This is a genomic window from Citricoccus sp. NPDC079358, assembly GCF_040702545.1.
Taxonomy (GTDB): Bacteria; Actinomycetota; Actinomycetes; order Actinomycetales; family Micrococcaceae; genus Citricoccus.
In genome coordinates this window covers 1-16,873 of sequence record NZ_JBFBLI010000023.1, presented here as the reverse complement: position 1 = coordinate 16,873, position 16,873 = coordinate 1, and the positions used below count along the sequence as shown (strand labels likewise).

Here is a 16,873-nt window from a genome sequence, read left to right as displayed (position 1 = left end):
GCACCAGTCCGGGGTGCTGTTCGTTCGCTGGGCTGTTGGTTGGCCCAGGGAGTGCGTCCGCCTCGGCAGTTGCGGACAGGGCTCGTCAGCTGCCAGTGATTCCTCATGCACCGCGTCGCTGGGAGGGCCTGCTTCCGAGGAGGGGGCCGTAGGGGGACACCAGTCATCATCCATACCGGTGGTACCGGCACGCCGGGTGCTAGGGTTTTTTTATCCACACGGGTGCCCTATGCAGGGGCTGAGATCGGACTTATGCCGTCCGCGACCGTTGAACCTGTCCGGGTCATGCCGGCGAAGGAAGTAGGAAACCAGTTATGAGCTCCATGAATTCACATTTGCTCGCGTATGCTCGCGACCCGGAACACGGCATTAGCGTCCCTGTCACGGAGATCGCATTGGAGGACTCTCCGAACGGGGTGAAGAATCCACCGTTTACGGCGTATCGGACGGCCGGGCCCGGAAGTGATCCTGTGGTCGGCCTGGAGCCGTTCCGGTCCGGATGGATAGAGTCCCGGGGTGACACCGAGGCTTACGGCGGCCGGGAACGGAACCTGCTTGACGACGGTAAGTCCGCCGTGCGCCGGGGCGCGGCGTCCGCGGAGTGGAAGGGCGCGCAGCCGGTGCCCCGCCGCGCCCTCGACGGCAAGACCGTAACGCAGATGCACTACGCCCGTCAGGGCATCATCACCCCCGAGATGCGGTTCGTGGCAGTGCGGGAAAACTGTGACGTCGAGCTGGTGCGCAGCGAAGTGGCCGCTGGCCGGGCCATCATCCCGAACAACATCAACCACCCCGAATCCGAGCCGATGATTATCGGCAAGGCCTTCCTGGTGAAAATCAACGCCAACATTGGCAACTCTGCCGTGACAAGTTCCATTGCCGAGGAAGTGGACAAGCTGCAGTGGGCGGCCCAGTGGGGCGCCGACACCGTGATGGACCTTTCCACCGGGGATGACATCCACACCACCCGTGAATGGATCATTCGCAACTCGCCTGTCCCGATCGGGACCGTGCCGATCTACCAGGCGCTGGAGAAGGTTAACGGCGAGGCCAATGACCTGACCTGGGAGATTTACCGGGATACAGTGATCGAGCAGTGCGAGCAGGGGGTGGATTACATGACCGTCCACGCCGGGGTGCTGCTGCGCTACGTGCCGTTGACGGCGAACCGAGTGACCGGCATCGTGTCCCGCGGCGGGTCCATCATGGCCGGCTGGTGCCTGGCCCACCACAAGGAGAGCTTCCTCTACACTCACTTCGATGAGCTCTGTGAGATCTTCGCCAAGTACGACGTCGCCTTCTCGCTGGGCGACGGGCTGCGCCCGGGATCAATCGCTGATGCCAACGACGCCGCCCAGTTCGCCGAACTGGACACCCTGGCCGAACTGACCAAGCGCGCCTGGAAGTACGACGTGCAGGTCATGGTCGAAGGCCCCGGGCACATCCCCTTCCACCTCGTCCGCGAAAACGTCGAACGCCAGCAGGAGCTCTGCGACGGCGCTCCCTTCTACACCCTCGGCCCGCTGGTGACCGACATTGCGCCCGGCTACGACCACATCACCTCGGCCATCGGCGCCACCGAGATCGCCCGCTACGGCACCGCCATGCTCTGCTACGTCACGCCCAAGGAACACCTCGGGCTGCCGAACAAGGACGACGTGAAGACCGGAGTCATCACCTACAAGATCGCCGCCCACGCGGCAGATCTCGCCAAAGGCCACCCCGGAGCCCACGAACGCGATGATGCCCTGTCCAAGGCACGCTTCGAGTTCCGCTGGCGCGACCAGTTCGCCCTCTCCCTGGACCCGGCCACGGCCGAGTCCTTCCACGACGAGACCCTGCCCGCCGAGCCGGCCAAGACCGCGCACTTCTGCTCCATGTGCGGACCAAAGTTCTGCTCCATGCGGCTCTCCCAGGACATCCGCGACCAGTTCGGGGGCATGTCCGAACAGGAAGCCATCGCAGGAATGGAGGCCAAGTCCACCGAATTCCGCGAATCCGGCGGGAAGGTCTACCTGCCGGAACCGGTCCTGCCCCGCAGCTAGGAGCCGGTCAGGGCCGGCCCTTCAGGGCCGGTCCTGACCCGTCCCTGGGCTTAGGAGACCTGTTCGATAGCGCCGTTGGAGCCACCGCCCGTTCGGTCCAGGGGCGCCGCAGATTCACCGTGTGCGGAAACGTCTGGCCGGCTGAATCGCACGACGTCTTCCGCCACCGAAGAGCATCTAGTGTCCAGTGAGCAGCTTTTCCCCGTCGGAGCGCAGTTCCCCGGTGGGTGAGACGTGGCGGTAGAGCGTCTGGCGGGTGATACCCAACTCCTTGCACAGCGCGCTGACGTTCGTGTCTTTCTTGCCCATCGAGGCCATCGCGAGGCGAATCTTCGCCGGGGTCATCTTGTAGGGCCGGCCGCCCTTGCGGCCCCTGGCCCGGGCCGAGGCCAGGCCGGCCTTGGTGCGTTCGGAGATCAGCTCGCGTTCGAACTCGGCCAGGGCGGCGAAGATCCCGAACACCAACTTGCCCGAGGCGGTGGTGGTGTCGATCGCCGCGCCCTGACCGGTGAGTACCTTCAGGCCCACGCCCCGCTCGGTGAGGTCATGGACGATGTTGACCAGGTGGCGCAGGTCCCGCCCGAGCCGGTCCAGCTTCCACACCAGCAGCGTGTCCCCGTCCCGCAACGCCTTCCTCTTACGGGACGACCTCGCAGTGCGGCCGGCTGCTGTTCTGCGCAGCCGACTCCTTAGGGCGACAGCCATCATCGCCGTACCTGGTGATCCGGATAGCGGTCGTTTTTGGCAGGGGCAGATCTGTCGACGTGCGTCTTGTTCGCGGTTCAGTTGCGGTTGCGTGCCCTGACGGCCAGGAGTGCGCAGCCGATGACGGCGATGCCACCGAGGACCGTGGGCCAGCCGATGGACTCGTGGAGGAACAGCCCGGCCCAGCAGATGCTCATCACCGGCTGGGTGAGCTGCACCTGGCTGACCTGTGCCATCGGGCCGATCGCGAGGCCTCGATACCAGGCGAAGAAGCCCAGGAACATGCTGACCACAGCGAGGTAGGCGAACGCACCCCACTCGATCAGGGTGCCTGTCGGTGGTTGCTGCGCCACGGCGATGCCGGTGAGCACGATCATCAGCGGGGAGGCCAGTACCAGCGCCCAGGAGATGGTTTGCCAGGACCCCAGTTTGCGGGAGAGCAGGCCGCCCTCGGCGTAGCCGATTGCGCAGACGATGACGGCGGCGAACAACAGCAGGTCTGACCAATGGAGCCCGGCGAGGCCGCCGCCTTGGATCGCGGCGAACACGACGGCCGCCATCGCGCCCATCACCGCGGTGACCCAGAACGCCCGTCCGGGCCGCTCGTGGCCACGGATCACGGCCATTACCGCGGTCGCGGCCGGCAATAGGCCGATCACGACGGCCCCGTGGCTCGCGGGGGCAGTGGTGAGCGCGAACGAAGTGAGCAGCGGGAAGCCGACGACCGCGCCTCCGGCCACGACAGCGACCTGTACCCATTGCTTGCCTCGCGGGAGCTTCTGCCGGGTCAGCCACAGCGCAGCAGCCGCGAGCAGCGCCGCGATGACCGCACGGCCCGAACCGACGAACAGCGGAGTCATATGCCCGTTCTCGACCGCGACGCGGGTGAACGGCACGGTGAACGAGAACGCGGTGACACCGAGTAGTCCCCACCACAGGCCGGCTCGAGACCTCGGTAGCGGCGTCGCAGGAATTAGAGTAGCGCTATTATGTACTGTCATGTCCAATAGTAGCAGTGACCGCATTGTTGGAGCGCTGCGCGAGTGGGTGACGTCGGCTCCTGCTGGTGCGCAGCTTCCGTCCACGCGCTCCCTCGTCGCGCAGTTCGCGGCAAGCCCGGTGACGGTGCAGAAAGCGCTTCAAACGTTGATCGTCCAGGGAGTCATCGAGTCGCGGCCAGGGGTCGGCACGTTCGCGCGGGCGATCCGCGCGGCCCGGCCGAACGATTACGGGTGGCAGACCGCCGCACTCGGTTCGCCGCAGCACCGGATACCGCCTGTATCGACCGCGCTGCGCACGACGCCGAATGACGTGATCGCGCTGCACTCCGGATACCCGGACAAGGAGCTGCTGCCCGAACGCCTCGTGCGGGCCGCGTTCACGCGCACCGCACGAGGCGAGGCGACGGTCAGCCGCCCGCCGACCGCGGGGATGCCCGAGCTGCAGTCGTGGTTCGCTACCGAACTCGGCACTGTCACCGCCACCGGACTCACACCCCCGGCCGCAAGTGACGTGGTGATCCTGCCCGGTAGTCAAAGCGGGCTGAGCACCCTCTTTCGCACCTTGGTCGGGGCGGGGCGGCCGCTGCTGATCGAGTCACCGACCTACTGGGGTGCGATCCTCGCGGCCGCACAAGTCGGCGTGCGGCTCATCCCGATCCCAGCCGGCCCCCACGGCCCCGATCCGGACGAGGTCGACCGCGCGTTCGCACAGACCGGCGCACGCGCGTTCTACGCGCAACCGAACTTCGCCAACCCCACCGGCGGGCAATGGTCGGCCAACCTCGCCGAGCAGGTTCTCGACATCGTGAGGGAGCGAGGCGCGTTCCTGATCGAAGACGACTGGGCGCACGACTTCGGCATCACAAACGAGTCAGCACCCGTCGCCGCCCGTGACGACAACGGCCACGTCGTCTACTTGCGGTCGCTCACCAAGAGCGTGTCCCCCTCCGTTCGGGTGGCCGGGCTCATCGCGCGCGGACCCGCGCGTGACCGCATCCTCGCCGATACCCAAGCACAGGCGATGTACGTCAGTCAGGCACTGCAAGCGGTCGCGCTCGATGTGGTCACGCAACCGGCCTGGCGCACGCATCTCCGCTCGCTCCGCGGGCAGCTCGCCGCCCGCCGAGATCTCCTTATTGAGGCAGTGCGCGAACACGCTCCGACCGCACACCTCGAAGCGGTACCCCGCGGCGGCCTGAACCTTTGGCTACGCCTGGCCGACGACACCGACCTGACCCAGCTCGCCCGCGACTGCGAAGCTCAAGGCGTCACCATCGCCGCCGGAGACGACTGGTTCCCAGCAGAACCACCAGGCCGCTATCTGCGCCTCAACTACTCCGGCCCCAACCCCGGAGCATTCCCCGACGCGGCACGCGTCATCGGACGAGCAATAGCCACCGCGCAGGTTGAACGGCGCGATATCTGACCACTGACGAACGCCGTCTGGAGTCCAGGGCAGATGATGCGGACGCCGACTTCGGAACCCACATTCCGTAAGCGGATGGTGATGACGCAGTCGGGGGGCGCATGATGTCGACGGTCAGGGCCGGAATCAACTATCCGGGAGTTGGCGGAGCAGGGGAGACAGCTCCGGGTGTGGGGCATGCTTGCGGACCTGGTCGCGTAGCGCCCGGTCCACTTCGATCGCGTTCTTGGCGCGGCGTTCCATGATGGGCCTGATGTGCTGGGGGTCCTGGTCCAGTAGTTCCAGGATTCGCAGGACCACGACGGTCTGGGCCCGCTCGGCTCCGATGAGCTGCTGGCCGCGGGGCGAAGTGTGCGCAGGGAGCAAGTTCAGGTCGATGTAGCGGCAGATTGCTGCGGCGGGAACGCCGGTTGCCTCGGCGAGGTCGGCCAGCGGGATGCGGTGCCCGTCGAAGGAGAGCTGTTCATGGTCCACACCCCAAACCCTACTCTAACGTGACGGTATAGTTGTAGTGGCGGCGGGTGTTTGGCCGGTCGGTCTGGAAGACTAGGGTCCCTGCGCCCCGGGGCGCAGTGCCAGAGGAAGGTTGGACGTAGATGAAGCAGCATGAGGCCCAGGTCACGGGTGCCAGTGTCGGCACGATGCAGATCGGCGAGGTCGCCGAACGCACGCAGCTGTCCCTGCGTACTATCCGTCACTACGACCAAGTCGGCTTGGTGCCACCCTCGGCTCGAACCGAGGGCGGGTTCCGGTTGTACACCGAGGACGACGTGGAACGACTCAATCATGTCCGACGGATTACCCCGTTGGGATTCAGTCTGGAGGATGCTGCGGAGATCCTTGCCTTGCTCGAGGGTGCTTCTCCCGCCGAGGACTCCGGTCGGTACCTGGATCAGGCGCGAGAGGCCAGGGAGAAGCTGGCGCGAAAGCTTAGCCAGGCCGATGAGCTCATCGACGCCCTGGCGGCGCTGGGCAAAAGCTAACCAGAGGCGGATGGGCGTGTGGTAAACATCACAGACTCTGATTGCCTGCCGATGGTAAACCTACCCTCACGTTAGGGTATTGTTTTCGTGGAACCCTTCCCGGCCGTTACCCGGTGCCCCTGCCCTCTGTGTGGCGGAGGCCTTCCGCAGGCCGGTGTCCTTCTTGTTCACGACCTGATGGGAGACCTTTGTGTCCACCACGATCCATTCCGCCCCGCCGGCGGATCTGACCCCCGAGCAGCGCCAGTCGGTGTTGCGGACCCTGAAATCGCCTCGATTCCTCAAGACCGAGGTGCTGGCCGGCCTGATCGTCGCCCTGGCCCTGATTCCCGAGGCCATCGCGTTCTCGCTGATCGCCGGGGTCGATCCCCGGGTCGGTCTGTTCGCCTCGTTCACCATGGCCGTCACCACCGCCATTCTGGGCGGCCGGCCGGCCATGATCTCTGCGGCCACCGCGGCCACTGCCCTGGTGGTGGCACCGCTGGTGTCCTCTCACGGGCTGGACTATTTCATCGCCGCGGTCATCCTCGCCGGCGTCTTCCAGGTCCTACTGGGGGTGCTGGGGGTCGCCAAGATCATGCGGTTCATCCCGCGCTCGGTGATGATCGGCTTCGTTAACGCGCTGGGCATCCTGATCTTCACCTCCCAGCTGCCGGACCTGATCGGAGTGCCGTGGCTGGTGTACCCGCTCACCGCGGTCGGGCTGGCGATCATCTACCTGCTGCCCCGGATCACCACTGTGGTCCCGGCCCCGCTGGTCTCCATCGTCGTGGTCACGGCTGCGGCCCTGGTCTTCGCCCTGAACGTTCCTAGCGTCGGGGACAAGGGCGAGCTGCCCGAATCCCTTCCGACCCTGTTCATCCCGAACGTCCCGCTGACGTTCGAGACCTTCCAGATCATCGCCCCGTTCGCCCTGGGCATGGCCTTGGTGGGGCTGCTGGAGTCACTGATGACCGCCAAGCTCGTCGATGACATCACCGATACCCGCTCCAACAAGGTCCGTGAGTCCTGGGGCCAGGGGGCCGCGAATATCATCAGCGGCTTCTTCGGCGGCATGGGCGGTTGCGCGATGGTCGGCCAGACCATGATCAACGTCAAGGCCTCCGGGGCCCGTACCCGGATCTCGACCTTCCTGGCCGGGGTCTTCGTGCTGGTGCTAGCCGTGTCCCTGGGTGAGGTGGTCGCGATGATTCCGATGGCCGCACTGGTCGCGGTCATGATCTTCGTGTCCATCGCCACCTTCGACTGGCACAGCATCCGCCCCTCGACCCTGAAGATGATGCCCAAGTCCGAGACGTCCGTCATGCTCGTGACCGTCGTGGCCACCGTGGCCACCCACAACCTGGCCATCGGCGTCGGACTGGGCGTGGTCACCGCGATGATCATGTTCGCCCGCCGGGTCGCGCACTTCGCCACCGTCACGCGCACCGTCAACGGCGAGGGCGATCAGGCCACCGCCCGGTACACCGTCGACGGGGAGCTGTTCTTCGCCTCCTCCAACGACCTGTACACCCAGTTCGAATACGCCGAGGACCCGGACAAGATCGTCGTCGACCTGACCGGCTCGCACCTCTGGGACGCGTCCACCATCGCCGCCCTGGACTCGGTCGAGGAGAAGTATCACCACTACGGCAAAGAGGTGGAGATCGTCGGGTTGAACCAGGCCAGCCACGATATGCGCAACCGGATGTCCGGGCGGCTTGGCTCCGGACACTGACCCACCACCGGCGCGGTGCGGCAGGCCAGTCCATGGCGTGCCGCGCCACACCGGTCCATCCGGCAGAAGCCCCCGACTGACCTTGAGGAGTCCGCGACGCACACGGCACCGCCCGAGCCCAGATCCCGATTCCGGCGGGCTCTGAGCTGGGGAGCCATCGTTGCCCTAGGTGGGATACTGTCCGCCGCAACCGCGCCGGGCCAAACCGCGGGCCTGTCGGTCTTTACCGACCCGATCATCGCCGACTGGGACCTCACCCGCACGACCATCTCCGTCAGCTACCTCATCGGCACCCTGATCGGAGCGGCAGTATTGCCGCTGATCGGTCGGGCAATGGACCGCTGGAACCTGCGGGCGCTCACGGTCGGCATCGGGGTGGGATTGGCGGGCTTCCTGTTCGCCTTGAGCCTGGCCGAAGGGGCGCTGGGACTCACGGTGGGCTTCACTGGTATCCGCATGATGGGCCAGGGCGCACTGTCACTGGCAGCAACCACCCTGGTGGCCCGGATGATCACCCACCGGCGTGGCCTGGCTCTGGGGCTGGCCACCGCCGCCGGCTCCGGCGGAATCTCCCTGGCCCCCCTCCTGCTGGCCGGATCCGTGCACGATCTGGGCATCCGCGCCACCTGGCAGCTCGAAGCTCTCGCGGTTTTGTGCATTGTCTTGCCGGCCGCAGCCCTGATACCCCGCCGTCACCGTCCCGACCCACGGGAGCCAGTCACCCCGCGCGACTCGAATGAACGGGATGGCACCGCCGCGCTAGGTGCGGACTGGACTCTGACCCAGGCCATGAGGACCGGAATGTTCTGGATTCTGGTACTGGGGCTAGTGGCCGCTGGGATGCTCAGTACCGCGCTGGCCTTCCATCAGATTTCCGTTCTGGGCGGTCAAGGGCTGGATCCGGTGGAGGCTGCAGCGAACTTCCTGCCCCAGACTCTCAGCGGCATTGCGGCGACCCTAGCCGCAGGGTCGCTGGTGGACCGGATCCCACCCAAGTACGGGGTGGTCTTCGCCATGGCCACCCTGGCTGCGGCCCTACTGCTCATCCCCGGCATCGAACCGGGATGGTCTGCCATCGTCTATGGACTGGTCCTGGGTGCCGCGGGAGGTGGCCTGCGCGGGGTCGAGGCTGCCGCCTTCGCGCACTACTTCGGAACACGCCACATCGGTACGATCCGCGGCGTGGCCACCGCGGTCGGGTTGGCCGCCACGGCGCTTGGACCGCTGCTGCTGTCCCTGGGTCGCGACCTGTCCGGTGACTACACCACCCCTGCACTGATCCTCGCCGCACTGCCACTGGCTGTTGGCGTTGCCGCGCTACTCGTCCGCTCGCCGCGACCGACGCACGCGACCGCTCGAACAATACAGTGACGTCACGGTAGAGTCTGGGGGTGGCTTCAGTAACAGTTCCTTCCAAGGTGGATCCGGCGCTGGTGTGCGCCGAGGCGTCCCGCCGCCGCTCGTTTGCCGTGATCTCCCATCCGGATGCCGGCAAGTCCACTCTGACGGAGGCGATGGCGCTGCATGCGCACGTGGTGGACGAGGCTGGAGTGACCCATGGCAAGGCCAGCCGAGCTGCAAGCCTCTCGGACTGGGGCGAGTTGGAACAGGAGCGGGGCATCTCGATCAGTTCCACCGCCCTGCGCTTCGGCTACGGGGATGCGGTCTTCAACCTCTTGGATACCCCTGGTCACGCAGACTTCTCCGAAGACACCTACCGGGTGCTCACCGCGGTGGACTTCGCGGTGATGCTGTTGGATGCGGCCAAGGGCATGGAGACACAGACCAGGAAACTCTTCGACGCGTGCCGTCGGTTGGGACTGCCGGTGGTGACGGTCGTGAACAAGTGGGACCGTCCCGGGCACGGGCCGTTGGAGCTGTTCGACGCAGTCCAGGAGGCCACCGGCCGGGTCCCCGTGGCGGTGAATTGGCCGGTCGGGGAATCTGGGCGCTTCGACGGATTGCTCACGCCCGGCGACTCAGCCTATCTCCGGCACGAATCCGTGGATTCCGGGGCACACCTCGCCCACGAGGAACATCGTGAGGGCGCCACGGACGGAGACTTGGATCCCGGGGTCTGGCAATCCGCCGTGGAGGGTGCCTCGATCGCCGCCGAGCTCAACGGGGTCTTCGACAGGACAGCGTTCCGGGCAGGGACGCAGACCCCGGTATTGTTTGCTGCTGCGGCCGGCAACCTCGGGGTGCACGCGCTGCTGGAATTCCTGCTGCACCAAGCCCCCGCCCCCGCCGGGAGAGCCGATGTGGACGGGCAAGTTCGGGCGGTGGACTCCGGGTTCTCCGGGTATGTATTCAAGATCCAGGCCGGGATGAACCCAGCCCACCGGGACCAGGTCGCGTTCGTGCGGGTGAACTCCGGGAGGTTCGAACGCGGCATGGACCTGCGCCACGCCCAGAGCGGACGGCCCGTGCTGTCCAAATACGCCCATCACCTGGTGGGCCGAGGACGTCAGGCCGCCACCGCATCCTGGCCCGGTGACGTGGTCGGCATCGTCAACGCGACTGGGCTGGGGGTCGGTGACACCATCCATGCCGGCCCGCCCGTGATCTTCCCCGGGATGCCACGGTTCAATCCCGAACGGTTCCGGGTGGTGCGCAACCGCGACGCGGCCCGCCACAAGGGCTTTGCCAAGGGCCTGGCCCAACTCGAGAGCGAAGGTGCCATCCAGGTGCTACGCGATGAGCAGGGTAGTCCCGGCGGGCCCGTGCTGGCTGCGGTCGGAGACCTGCAGTTCGAGGTGGCGACCGATCGACTGCACCGCGAGTTCGGCGCCGACGTCGCCCTGGACGCACCCCTGCCCTACGACCGATCCCGCCCCATTCCGGCGCACGGTGTGCAAAAGTTATCCGCCGTACCCGGGATCCGTATCCTCTACCGTCCCGACGGCGAGACCGTTGCGTTGTTTGCCAACCGGTGGAAACTCGGCCACGCCCGGGACCAATTCCCCGACCTGTTCCCCAACGAAAGCGCCAGCGGCTGAAAGCCGCCTGAACATCTGTGAAGCCGGGGGAGTCAGCCGGAGCGGACGAACCCCGGCAGGATTCATGCCGCGTGTGGAGTGTCGCCTATCGGTCAGAGGTAGACGTGGAGGCGGCGGGCCGCCTCGGAGATGGACCCGGAGATCGAGGGGTAGACCGTGTAGGTGTTGGCCAGATCGTCCACGTGCAGTTTGCGGTTCACCGCCAGGGCGATCGGATAGATCAGCTCGGAGGCGCGCGGGGCCACCACCACGCCGCCGATCACGGTGCCGGAGCCCTTGCGGGCGAAGATCTTCACGAAGCCGTGCCTGACGTTCTGCATCTTGGCCCGGGGGTTGGTGGCCAGGTCCAGTTTGAGGATGTCCGCCTGGTACTTCCCGGAGGCCACCTGGGCCTCGGTGACACCCACCGTGGCGATCTCCGGGGAGGTGAAGATGTTCGAGGCCACCAGATGCGGCTGGAACGGCTTGACCGCGTCCCCCATCAGGTGGGCCACGGCCACCCGCCCCTGCATGGCGGCCACGGAGGCCAGGGCGAGGACGCCGGTGCAGTCGCCTGCGGCGTAGATGCCCGGCGCAGAGGTGCGGGAGACCCCGTCCACGGCGATGTGCCCGGACTCGGTCAGCTCCACCCCCGCCTCCGCCAGGCCCAGGTCCGCAGTGTTCGGGATACCGCCGACGGCCAACAGGCAGTGGCTGCCCTCCAGCACCCGCCCGCCGGAGAGCTGGACGCGCACGCCGTTCTCGGTGCGTTCCACCGACTCGGCGCGGGTCTTGCCGACCACGTTCACCCCGTCCTCCGTGAACGCGTCCTCCAGCACCGCGGCCGCGTCCGGGTCCTCACCCGGCAACACCCGATCCCGGGAAGAGACCAAGGAGACCCTGGCGCCGAGCTGGTTGTAGGCGGAGGCGAACTCCGCGCCGGTCACACCGGAACCGACCACGATCATGTGCTCCGGCACCTCGGTCAGGGAGTACACCTGGGTCCAGTTGAAGATCCGCTCACCGTCCGGCACGGCGGTGGGCAGCTCGCGCGGCCGGGCCCCCGTGGCGAGCAGGATGTTCTCCGACTCGATGACCTCGGTGCCGTGCTCGGTGACGGCCTCGACCGTGGAGGGGCCCGTCAGGCGTCCGGTCCCGATGATCACCCGCCCCCCCGCCCGCTCCAGGGCGCGCTGGATGTCCTGCGACTGCTCCACCGCCAAGTCCAGCAACCGCCGGTTGACCACCGGCATGTTCGCCACGGCCGGCCGGTCCCTCACGTCCACACCCAGCCCGGGGGCGCCCGCGGCCCGGCGCATGGAATCCGCGGTGGCGATCAGGGTCTTGGAGGGAACCACGTCCGTCAGCACGGCCGAACCGCCCATGCCCTGGGATTCGATGACGGTCACCGCGGCGCCCTGCTTGCTGGCCACCATGGCCGCCTCATAGCCGCCGGGGCCGCCACCGAGGATCGTCAGGGACGGGCGGGAGGTTTTACGGGTGATGGTCACAGGACTCATACAAGCTCTCTTTCATGCCGGTCGGGTTCGTTCGGGTCGGTGCCGGGGGCGTAGCGGAGATCGTGGTTCGGTGATCCATGGGGGGCCGTGGGCCCTCTTGTGGGCGGCTCACCGCGGCCCGTCAGCCCGGGGTCTGCGGGTACGAGCCAACAGATGCTGCCGGGCTAGCCAGGATGCCACCGGTTGTCGGGCCATTCGCACTGCGTACCATCCCAGTCCGGCCCCCAAGACCAGGCCGATGATCACGTCCGAGGGGTAGTGCAGCCCCACGTACACGCGACTGAACGCGATCGCTCCGGCTAGGGCGGCGGCGAGAAGTCCGAAACGATGGTTGAGCCCCCACAGTCCCGCGGCCAGGATGCCGGCGACCAGGCTGTGGTCGCTAGGCATGGAATGTGTCGAGCATTCCAGCAGCGCACTCCATTGCGTCCACCGCTCACAGGGGCGATCCCGTCCGATAGCAGGGGCCAGTAGCACGGAGTTGATAGTCACCGCAGCTACGCTCACCGCCGCGGCGACCAGGACGGTGGCCACTGCTGGTCCCGCCTGCCGTTCTCGGGTCCGAACCGCGGCGACCGCCAGCAAGACCACCAGCACCGCCAGCCCGGCCCACCAGGAGAACACGGCAGCCGCCGGGTGCAACCACCCGGTGTCCGCCCGCAGCTCGGTGAGGGTCAGGTACCACCGCTCGTCGAGCGTCTGCCGCCCGGCCAACACCTCAGATCTCGGTGCCGGCCGGCACGTACCGCTCCAGCACCCCGTCCAGCATGACGAGCTCCTGGGCCGAGAGCAGCACCTCGATGTGCGAGGCCCCGTGCGTGGCTGCGGTGGTCAGGCGCAGCACCATGCCGCCAGGGTCTCCGGATACAGCTGAGCCGCTGATCGCGACCACCAGCGGGGGCACCTGGTCCCCGAGCAGTACCGTCCCGGTGTCCGGTTCGCGCATCCAGTGCTCCCCGGCTTCGACCGAGCGGGCATGTTCGGGGCACAGCATCAGCCCCGTCATGCCCACGCTTTCGGCGCCGGGGTCCTGTGAACAGTCCTTGATCTGGCAGTTCATGTCCATCACTTCTCCTCATGTTGGCTTGACGCTGATGGTCTACCCCGGCGGGCCCCGGGGCAGAGGCACCGATTTCCTTCCTACCCTAACGTCAGAGTAGGGTCAGTGGTGCGGTGGGTGAATCCGTCGCGCGGTGCCTCTCCAACCCCTCCAGGATTCACCCGCCGTTTTCTTCTGCCGGCGGGGGCACCGGACCTCAGTGGGCGGGGATGGCGGCGAACGTCAGGAAGCCGGATGGGGTGCCCTGATGGGTCAGGGTCAACTCGTGCATAGCCCGGGTGCAGGCCACGTAGAGCATGCTCTTGTCCACCTCCGTGGCGTAGTTGCCCGCGTCCACGCCTGGGACGATGACCGTGTCGAACTCCAGACCCTTGGCGATGTGCGCTGAGGTGATGACCACCCCGGCGGCGAACACCGCGCTGCCGTAGTCCAGGAACGTGGCCTCGATCCCGGCCTGGTCCAGTGCCTGGTGCAGGGTGTGGGCCTGGGCCACGGTCTTGCAAATGATTCCCATCGAGCGGTGGCCGCTGTCCTGGAAGTCCCGGACCACGCCGGCGATCCGGTCGGTCTCGTCCTGGGCGTCCTGGCAGGCCAGAACCTGCGGAGGGGTTCCAGGGCGGTCGATGGGGACGAGCTTGTCATTGCGGCGGATGTGCTGGGCGAACTCGGTGATCTCGGTGGTTGAGCGGTAGCTCTTGGTCAGCTCCAGGCAATGTGCCTGGGGGAAGATGCCGTGGATGGTCTCCAGCGAGGAGGAGCTGAACGGGTTCACCGATTGGTTCGCGTCCCCCAGGATGGTCATCTTGCACGAGAACAGTTCCCGCAGCACCGCGTACTGCACTGCGGTGTAGTCCTGCATCTCATCGACCAGTAGGTGCCGGATCCGCCCATACGGGGACTCGTGCCGGCGTGTGCGCAGCATGGTGTGGACCAGGGGGAACACATCGGCGTACTCGATCTTCTTCCGCCCCAGGGGGGCGAACATTTCCCGACGCTCCGGGTGGTCGTAGAAGGCCTTGTACATGGTCAGGGCGTCTTTATCGGCGAACATTGCCCGCACCTGCTTTCGCACGCTGGTGGTGTCCGAGCCCCTCCATTTGTCCCGTCGGTTCACCTCCGGCTTCAATCGGTGCACGGCCGCCTCGGCCAGTCGTTCCAGGCGGGTGAACACCGGGACCGAGTCCAGTGCCGCGAACCGGTCTGCGACCCATTCCGCCTCCAACTGATGGCCAGCCTGACGGATCGGGGCCGGCGTGAAGCGCTCCCGGGACCGTTCGGTGATCCACTCGTCGAGCCGGGTAATGAACTCGGGGCCGGCCTTGTAACGGATTCGTGCCGTCACCGCTTCGTCTGGGGCTTCCAGCAGCGTGGTGACCTGCTCGCTGAAGCTCTGGTACTCGGCCACCTTGGCCAGGAAGCGGCGGGCGATCGCGTCGAAGTCAATTTCCGCGACCTGCTCCTCGCCCAGCTCGGGCAGCACGTTACTGATGTAGTCACCGAAGACCTGGTTGGGCGAAAGGATCATCACATCGTCCGAGGACAGGGTGTCCTTGAATCGGTACAGCAGGAACGCGACCCGGTGCAGCGCGATCGACGTTTTCCCGGACCCCGCCACCCCCTGCAGGATCAGCACCGGGGCGTCCTCATTACGGATCACCGCGTTCTGCTCGCGCTGGATGGTCGCCACGATGTTCTTCATCTTGTCGTCCGCCGACCGGCTCAGCTCCTCTTGCAGCACGTCGTCGCCGATGTTCAGCGTGCTCTCCAGTAGATACTGCAGCTGGCCATCCTCGATTCGATACTGCCGCTTGCCGGTGATCTCACCCTCGGCCAGCCCCTCCGGAGCCTGAAAATACGCCTCGCCGGACTCGAAGTCGTAGTACAACGACGAGACCGGGGCCCGCCAGTCATGAATCAACAGCCGTTGGGTGTCCGGATCCCGGAAGCTATGCAGCCCGATGTAGTGCTCTCCGGCCGAGGACTCAGTCTCGCGCCGGAAGTCCACACGCCCGAAATACGGGGAACGGATCGACCGCTCCACCTGGCGCAGGGCTTCCACCGACTGCGTGGCCAGTCCCACGGAGACATCGACTTCGACCCGGACGTTGGCCTTCTCCGCATGGTCCATATCCCGCTGATGCGCCCAGATCAGTTCCTTGCTGTCCTGGATGGACGCCGCTGACCGCTCGATCGAAGCCGTCAACCGTTCCCTCGCCAGCGTCAATGCCTCGATGACCTCGGCCAAACGAGACCGCTCCAACGCCTTGTCCTGGTCAGTGATCCCAGTCAACTCAACTCCCATCCTCGGACCGCATCTACAAAACTACTCTAACGTAAGAGAAGACTGCGATGCCGATGTGGTCCGCCAGGACGCCGGCTCTTTTTTTCGACGGCGCATCGTTGGCAACGGCGGCCGGAGCTATTCGGAGCCAGGGGTGCGGGCACGTGCCTACGCCGCCGCTCCGGTTCAGGCGAGGCATCACTCGGGTGGCAAATCCTTGACCCGACGGCTTGGAGAATCTACTTCCGCATCTCCAGTGTTCTCTGCTATTTCCGGAGGTGTTGGGCCGTGGCATGGGCGGTGATGGCTTGCTGTCCGGTGGCTCAGCGGCATCCGGCGGCCGTCATGGATGAGTGCGCGGAGGGTTTTTCTTCATTCCTATAACGTCAGAGTAGGGTTGCGTTGGCGGCGGGTGAATCCTTCGCGCAGCCCCCGTGCATCTAGGACTCGCCCGCCGTCACCAACTGCCACTGCAGCCCAGCGAGCCAGGGCAGATCAGCGCGAATGAGGCCCAAGAGCGCCATACACTTCGATTCCCCATGTTGGGCCCCGGTCTAGATCCGATTGAAGGCTGCATCGGTGGCAAAGAGATAATTGCGCTTGTCGACATCCACCCGGTCGGTGAGCTTCCATGAGTCATCGCACCAGGTGTACATGGCATAGTCCGGCCACCGGCGGCGAACGTCAGTGACAAACTGATTGGCATCCCGGCCGTACCGGCCGATGTGTCTGTCCTCGACTTCCAGCAACATGGAAGGACGAGATCGATCGATGGTGGCGGCAGCACCCTCAAGCACCTCTGGTTCGAAACCCTCCACATCGGCCTTGATAAACGAAACTTCCTCCACTCCGTGGAGGTGACACCAGGAATCGACCGTATGCACGCTGGTCATCCGTTGCCTCGAGCCCACGATGCGGGAGTGGCCGTTGCCGCGGTCCCGGCCAATGTGCGCGTGCCCGCGGATCGGAATCCCGAATCGCACCGGTAGTACTAAGCCTTGATCCACCGATGAGCATGCTTGGTACTGGTACGTAATTAAGAACGAAATGCCCGTCTGACCGGAGTAGTGCCCCATAGAGTGGTGTAACGCACAGGTGGTCGGCAATGTCGTTTCAGACGTGGACGCGGCCACCGGTGTGATCCTTCGAGTCAACCT

At 66.1% G+C, this 16,873-nt stretch carries 14 protein-coding genes and 1 riboswitch; of the genes, 6 read left to right on the top strand and 8 right to left on the bottom strand.

Translation table 11 applies throughout. The features are described 5' to 3' along the window. The first annotated feature begins 208 nt into the window (after positions 1–208). A riboswitch (TPP riboswitch) is annotated at positions 209–317 on the top strand. Beyond that, on the top strand, positions 315–2,045 hold the full coding sequence (gene thiC / locus AB0333_RS16545; RefSeq protein ID WP_366219785.1) for a phosphomethylpyrimidine synthase ThiC: 1,731 nt from the start codon (positions 315–317) through the stop codon (positions 2,043–2,045). Its footprint overlaps the riboswitch before it by 3 nt. 177 nt (positions 2,046–2,222) lie before the next feature. Here thiC and AB0333_RS16540 read toward each other — a convergent pair whose 3' ends face one another. Next, positions 2,223–2,753: a recombinase family protein gene (locus AB0333_RS16540; protein WP_366219784.1), complete on the bottom strand. Its 531-nt coding sequence runs from the start codon at positions 2,751–2,753 to the stop codon at positions 2,223–2,225. Positions 2,754–2,827: 74 nt separating this feature from the next. Then, positions 2,828–3,751, bottom strand: a complete 924-nt coding sequence (locus AB0333_RS16535; RefSeq protein ID WP_366219783.1) for a DMT family transporter — start codon at positions 3,749–3,751, stop codon at positions 2,828–2,830. On the opposite strand from AB0333_RS16535, the gene AB0333_RS16530 reads away from it, so the two are divergent. Beyond that, the gene (locus AB0333_RS16530) at positions 3,750–5,177 is read left to right on the top strand and encodes a PLP-dependent aminotransferase family protein (RefSeq protein WP_366219782.1); all 1,428 of its coding nucleotides are present in this window, start codon (positions 3,750–3,752) and stop codon (positions 5,175–5,177) included. The genes AB0333_RS16535 and AB0333_RS16530 overlap by 2 nt on opposite strands. Positions 5,178–5,303: 126 nt before the next feature. Here AB0333_RS16530 and AB0333_RS16525 read toward each other — a convergent pair whose 3' ends face one another. Continuing rightward, positions 5,304–5,651 carry a hypothetical protein gene (locus AB0333_RS16525; protein WP_366219781.1) on the bottom strand — a complete coding sequence of 116 codons (348 nt, stop codon included), beginning with the start codon at positions 5,649–5,651 and terminating at the stop codon, positions 5,304–5,306. Between the two features lie 122 nt (positions 5,652–5,773). On the opposite strand from AB0333_RS16525, the gene AB0333_RS16520 reads away from it, so the two are divergent. The 4 genes from AB0333_RS16520 (at position 5,774) to AB0333_RS16505 (ending at position 10,876) form a co-directional block, all read left to right on the top strand. Continuing rightward, positions 5,774–6,160 carry a MerR family transcriptional regulator gene (locus AB0333_RS16520; RefSeq protein ID WP_366219780.1) on the top strand — a complete coding sequence of 129 codons (387 nt, stop codon included), beginning with the start codon at positions 5,774–5,776 and terminating at the stop codon, positions 6,158–6,160. Positions 6,161–6,350: 190 nt separating this feature from the next. Continuing rightward, the gene (locus AB0333_RS16515) at positions 6,351–7,877 is read left to right on the top strand and encodes a SulP family inorganic anion transporter (protein ID WP_366219779.1); all 1,527 of its coding nucleotides are present in this window, start codon (positions 6,351–6,353) and stop codon (positions 7,875–7,877) included. A 141-nt stretch (positions 7,878–8,018) separates the two neighbouring features. Continuing rightward, positions 8,019–9,248: an MFS transporter gene (locus AB0333_RS16510; RefSeq protein WP_366219786.1), complete on the top strand. Its 1,230-nt coding sequence runs from the start codon at positions 8,019–8,021 to the stop codon at positions 9,246–9,248. Between the two features lie 20 nt (positions 9,249–9,268). Beyond that, positions 9,269–10,876, top strand: coding sequence for a peptide chain release factor 3 (locus AB0333_RS16505; protein ID WP_366219778.1), 1,608 nt, complete (start codon positions 9,269–9,271; stop codon positions 10,874–10,876). Positions 10,877–10,968: 92 nt separating this feature from the next. On the opposite strand, the gene AB0333_RS16500 is transcribed toward AB0333_RS16505, so the two are convergent. From AB0333_RS16500 to AB0333_RS16480, 5 genes are all read right to left on the bottom strand, one after another. Next, positions 10,969–12,375, bottom strand: coding sequence for an NAD(P)H-quinone dehydrogenase (locus tag AB0333_RS16500; RefSeq protein WP_366219777.1), 1,407 nt, complete (start codon positions 12,373–12,375; stop codon positions 10,969–10,971). A gap of 108 nt (positions 12,376–12,483) precedes the next feature. Continuing rightward, positions 12,484–13,089 carry a phosphatase PAP2 family protein gene (locus AB0333_RS16495; protein ID WP_366219776.1) on the bottom strand — a complete coding sequence of 202 codons (606 nt, stop codon included), beginning with the start codon at positions 13,087–13,089 and terminating at the stop codon, positions 12,484–12,486. Between the two features lie 4 nt (positions 13,090–13,093). After that, positions 13,094–13,441, bottom strand: coding sequence for a hypothetical protein (locus AB0333_RS16490; protein ID WP_366219775.1), 348 nt, complete (start codon positions 13,439–13,441; stop codon positions 13,094–13,096). 190 nt (positions 13,442–13,631) lie between these two features. Continuing rightward, positions 13,632–15,725: a 3'-5' exonuclease gene (locus AB0333_RS16485; protein WP_366219774.1), complete on the bottom strand. Its 2,094-nt coding sequence runs from the start codon at positions 15,723–15,725 to the stop codon at positions 13,632–13,634. A 545-nt stretch (positions 15,726–16,270) separates the two neighbouring features. Beyond that, positions 16,271–16,873 (bottom strand): FkbM family methyltransferase (locus tag AB0333_RS16480; protein ID WP_366219773.1); only part of this gene is annotated, 603 nt, incomplete at its 5' end.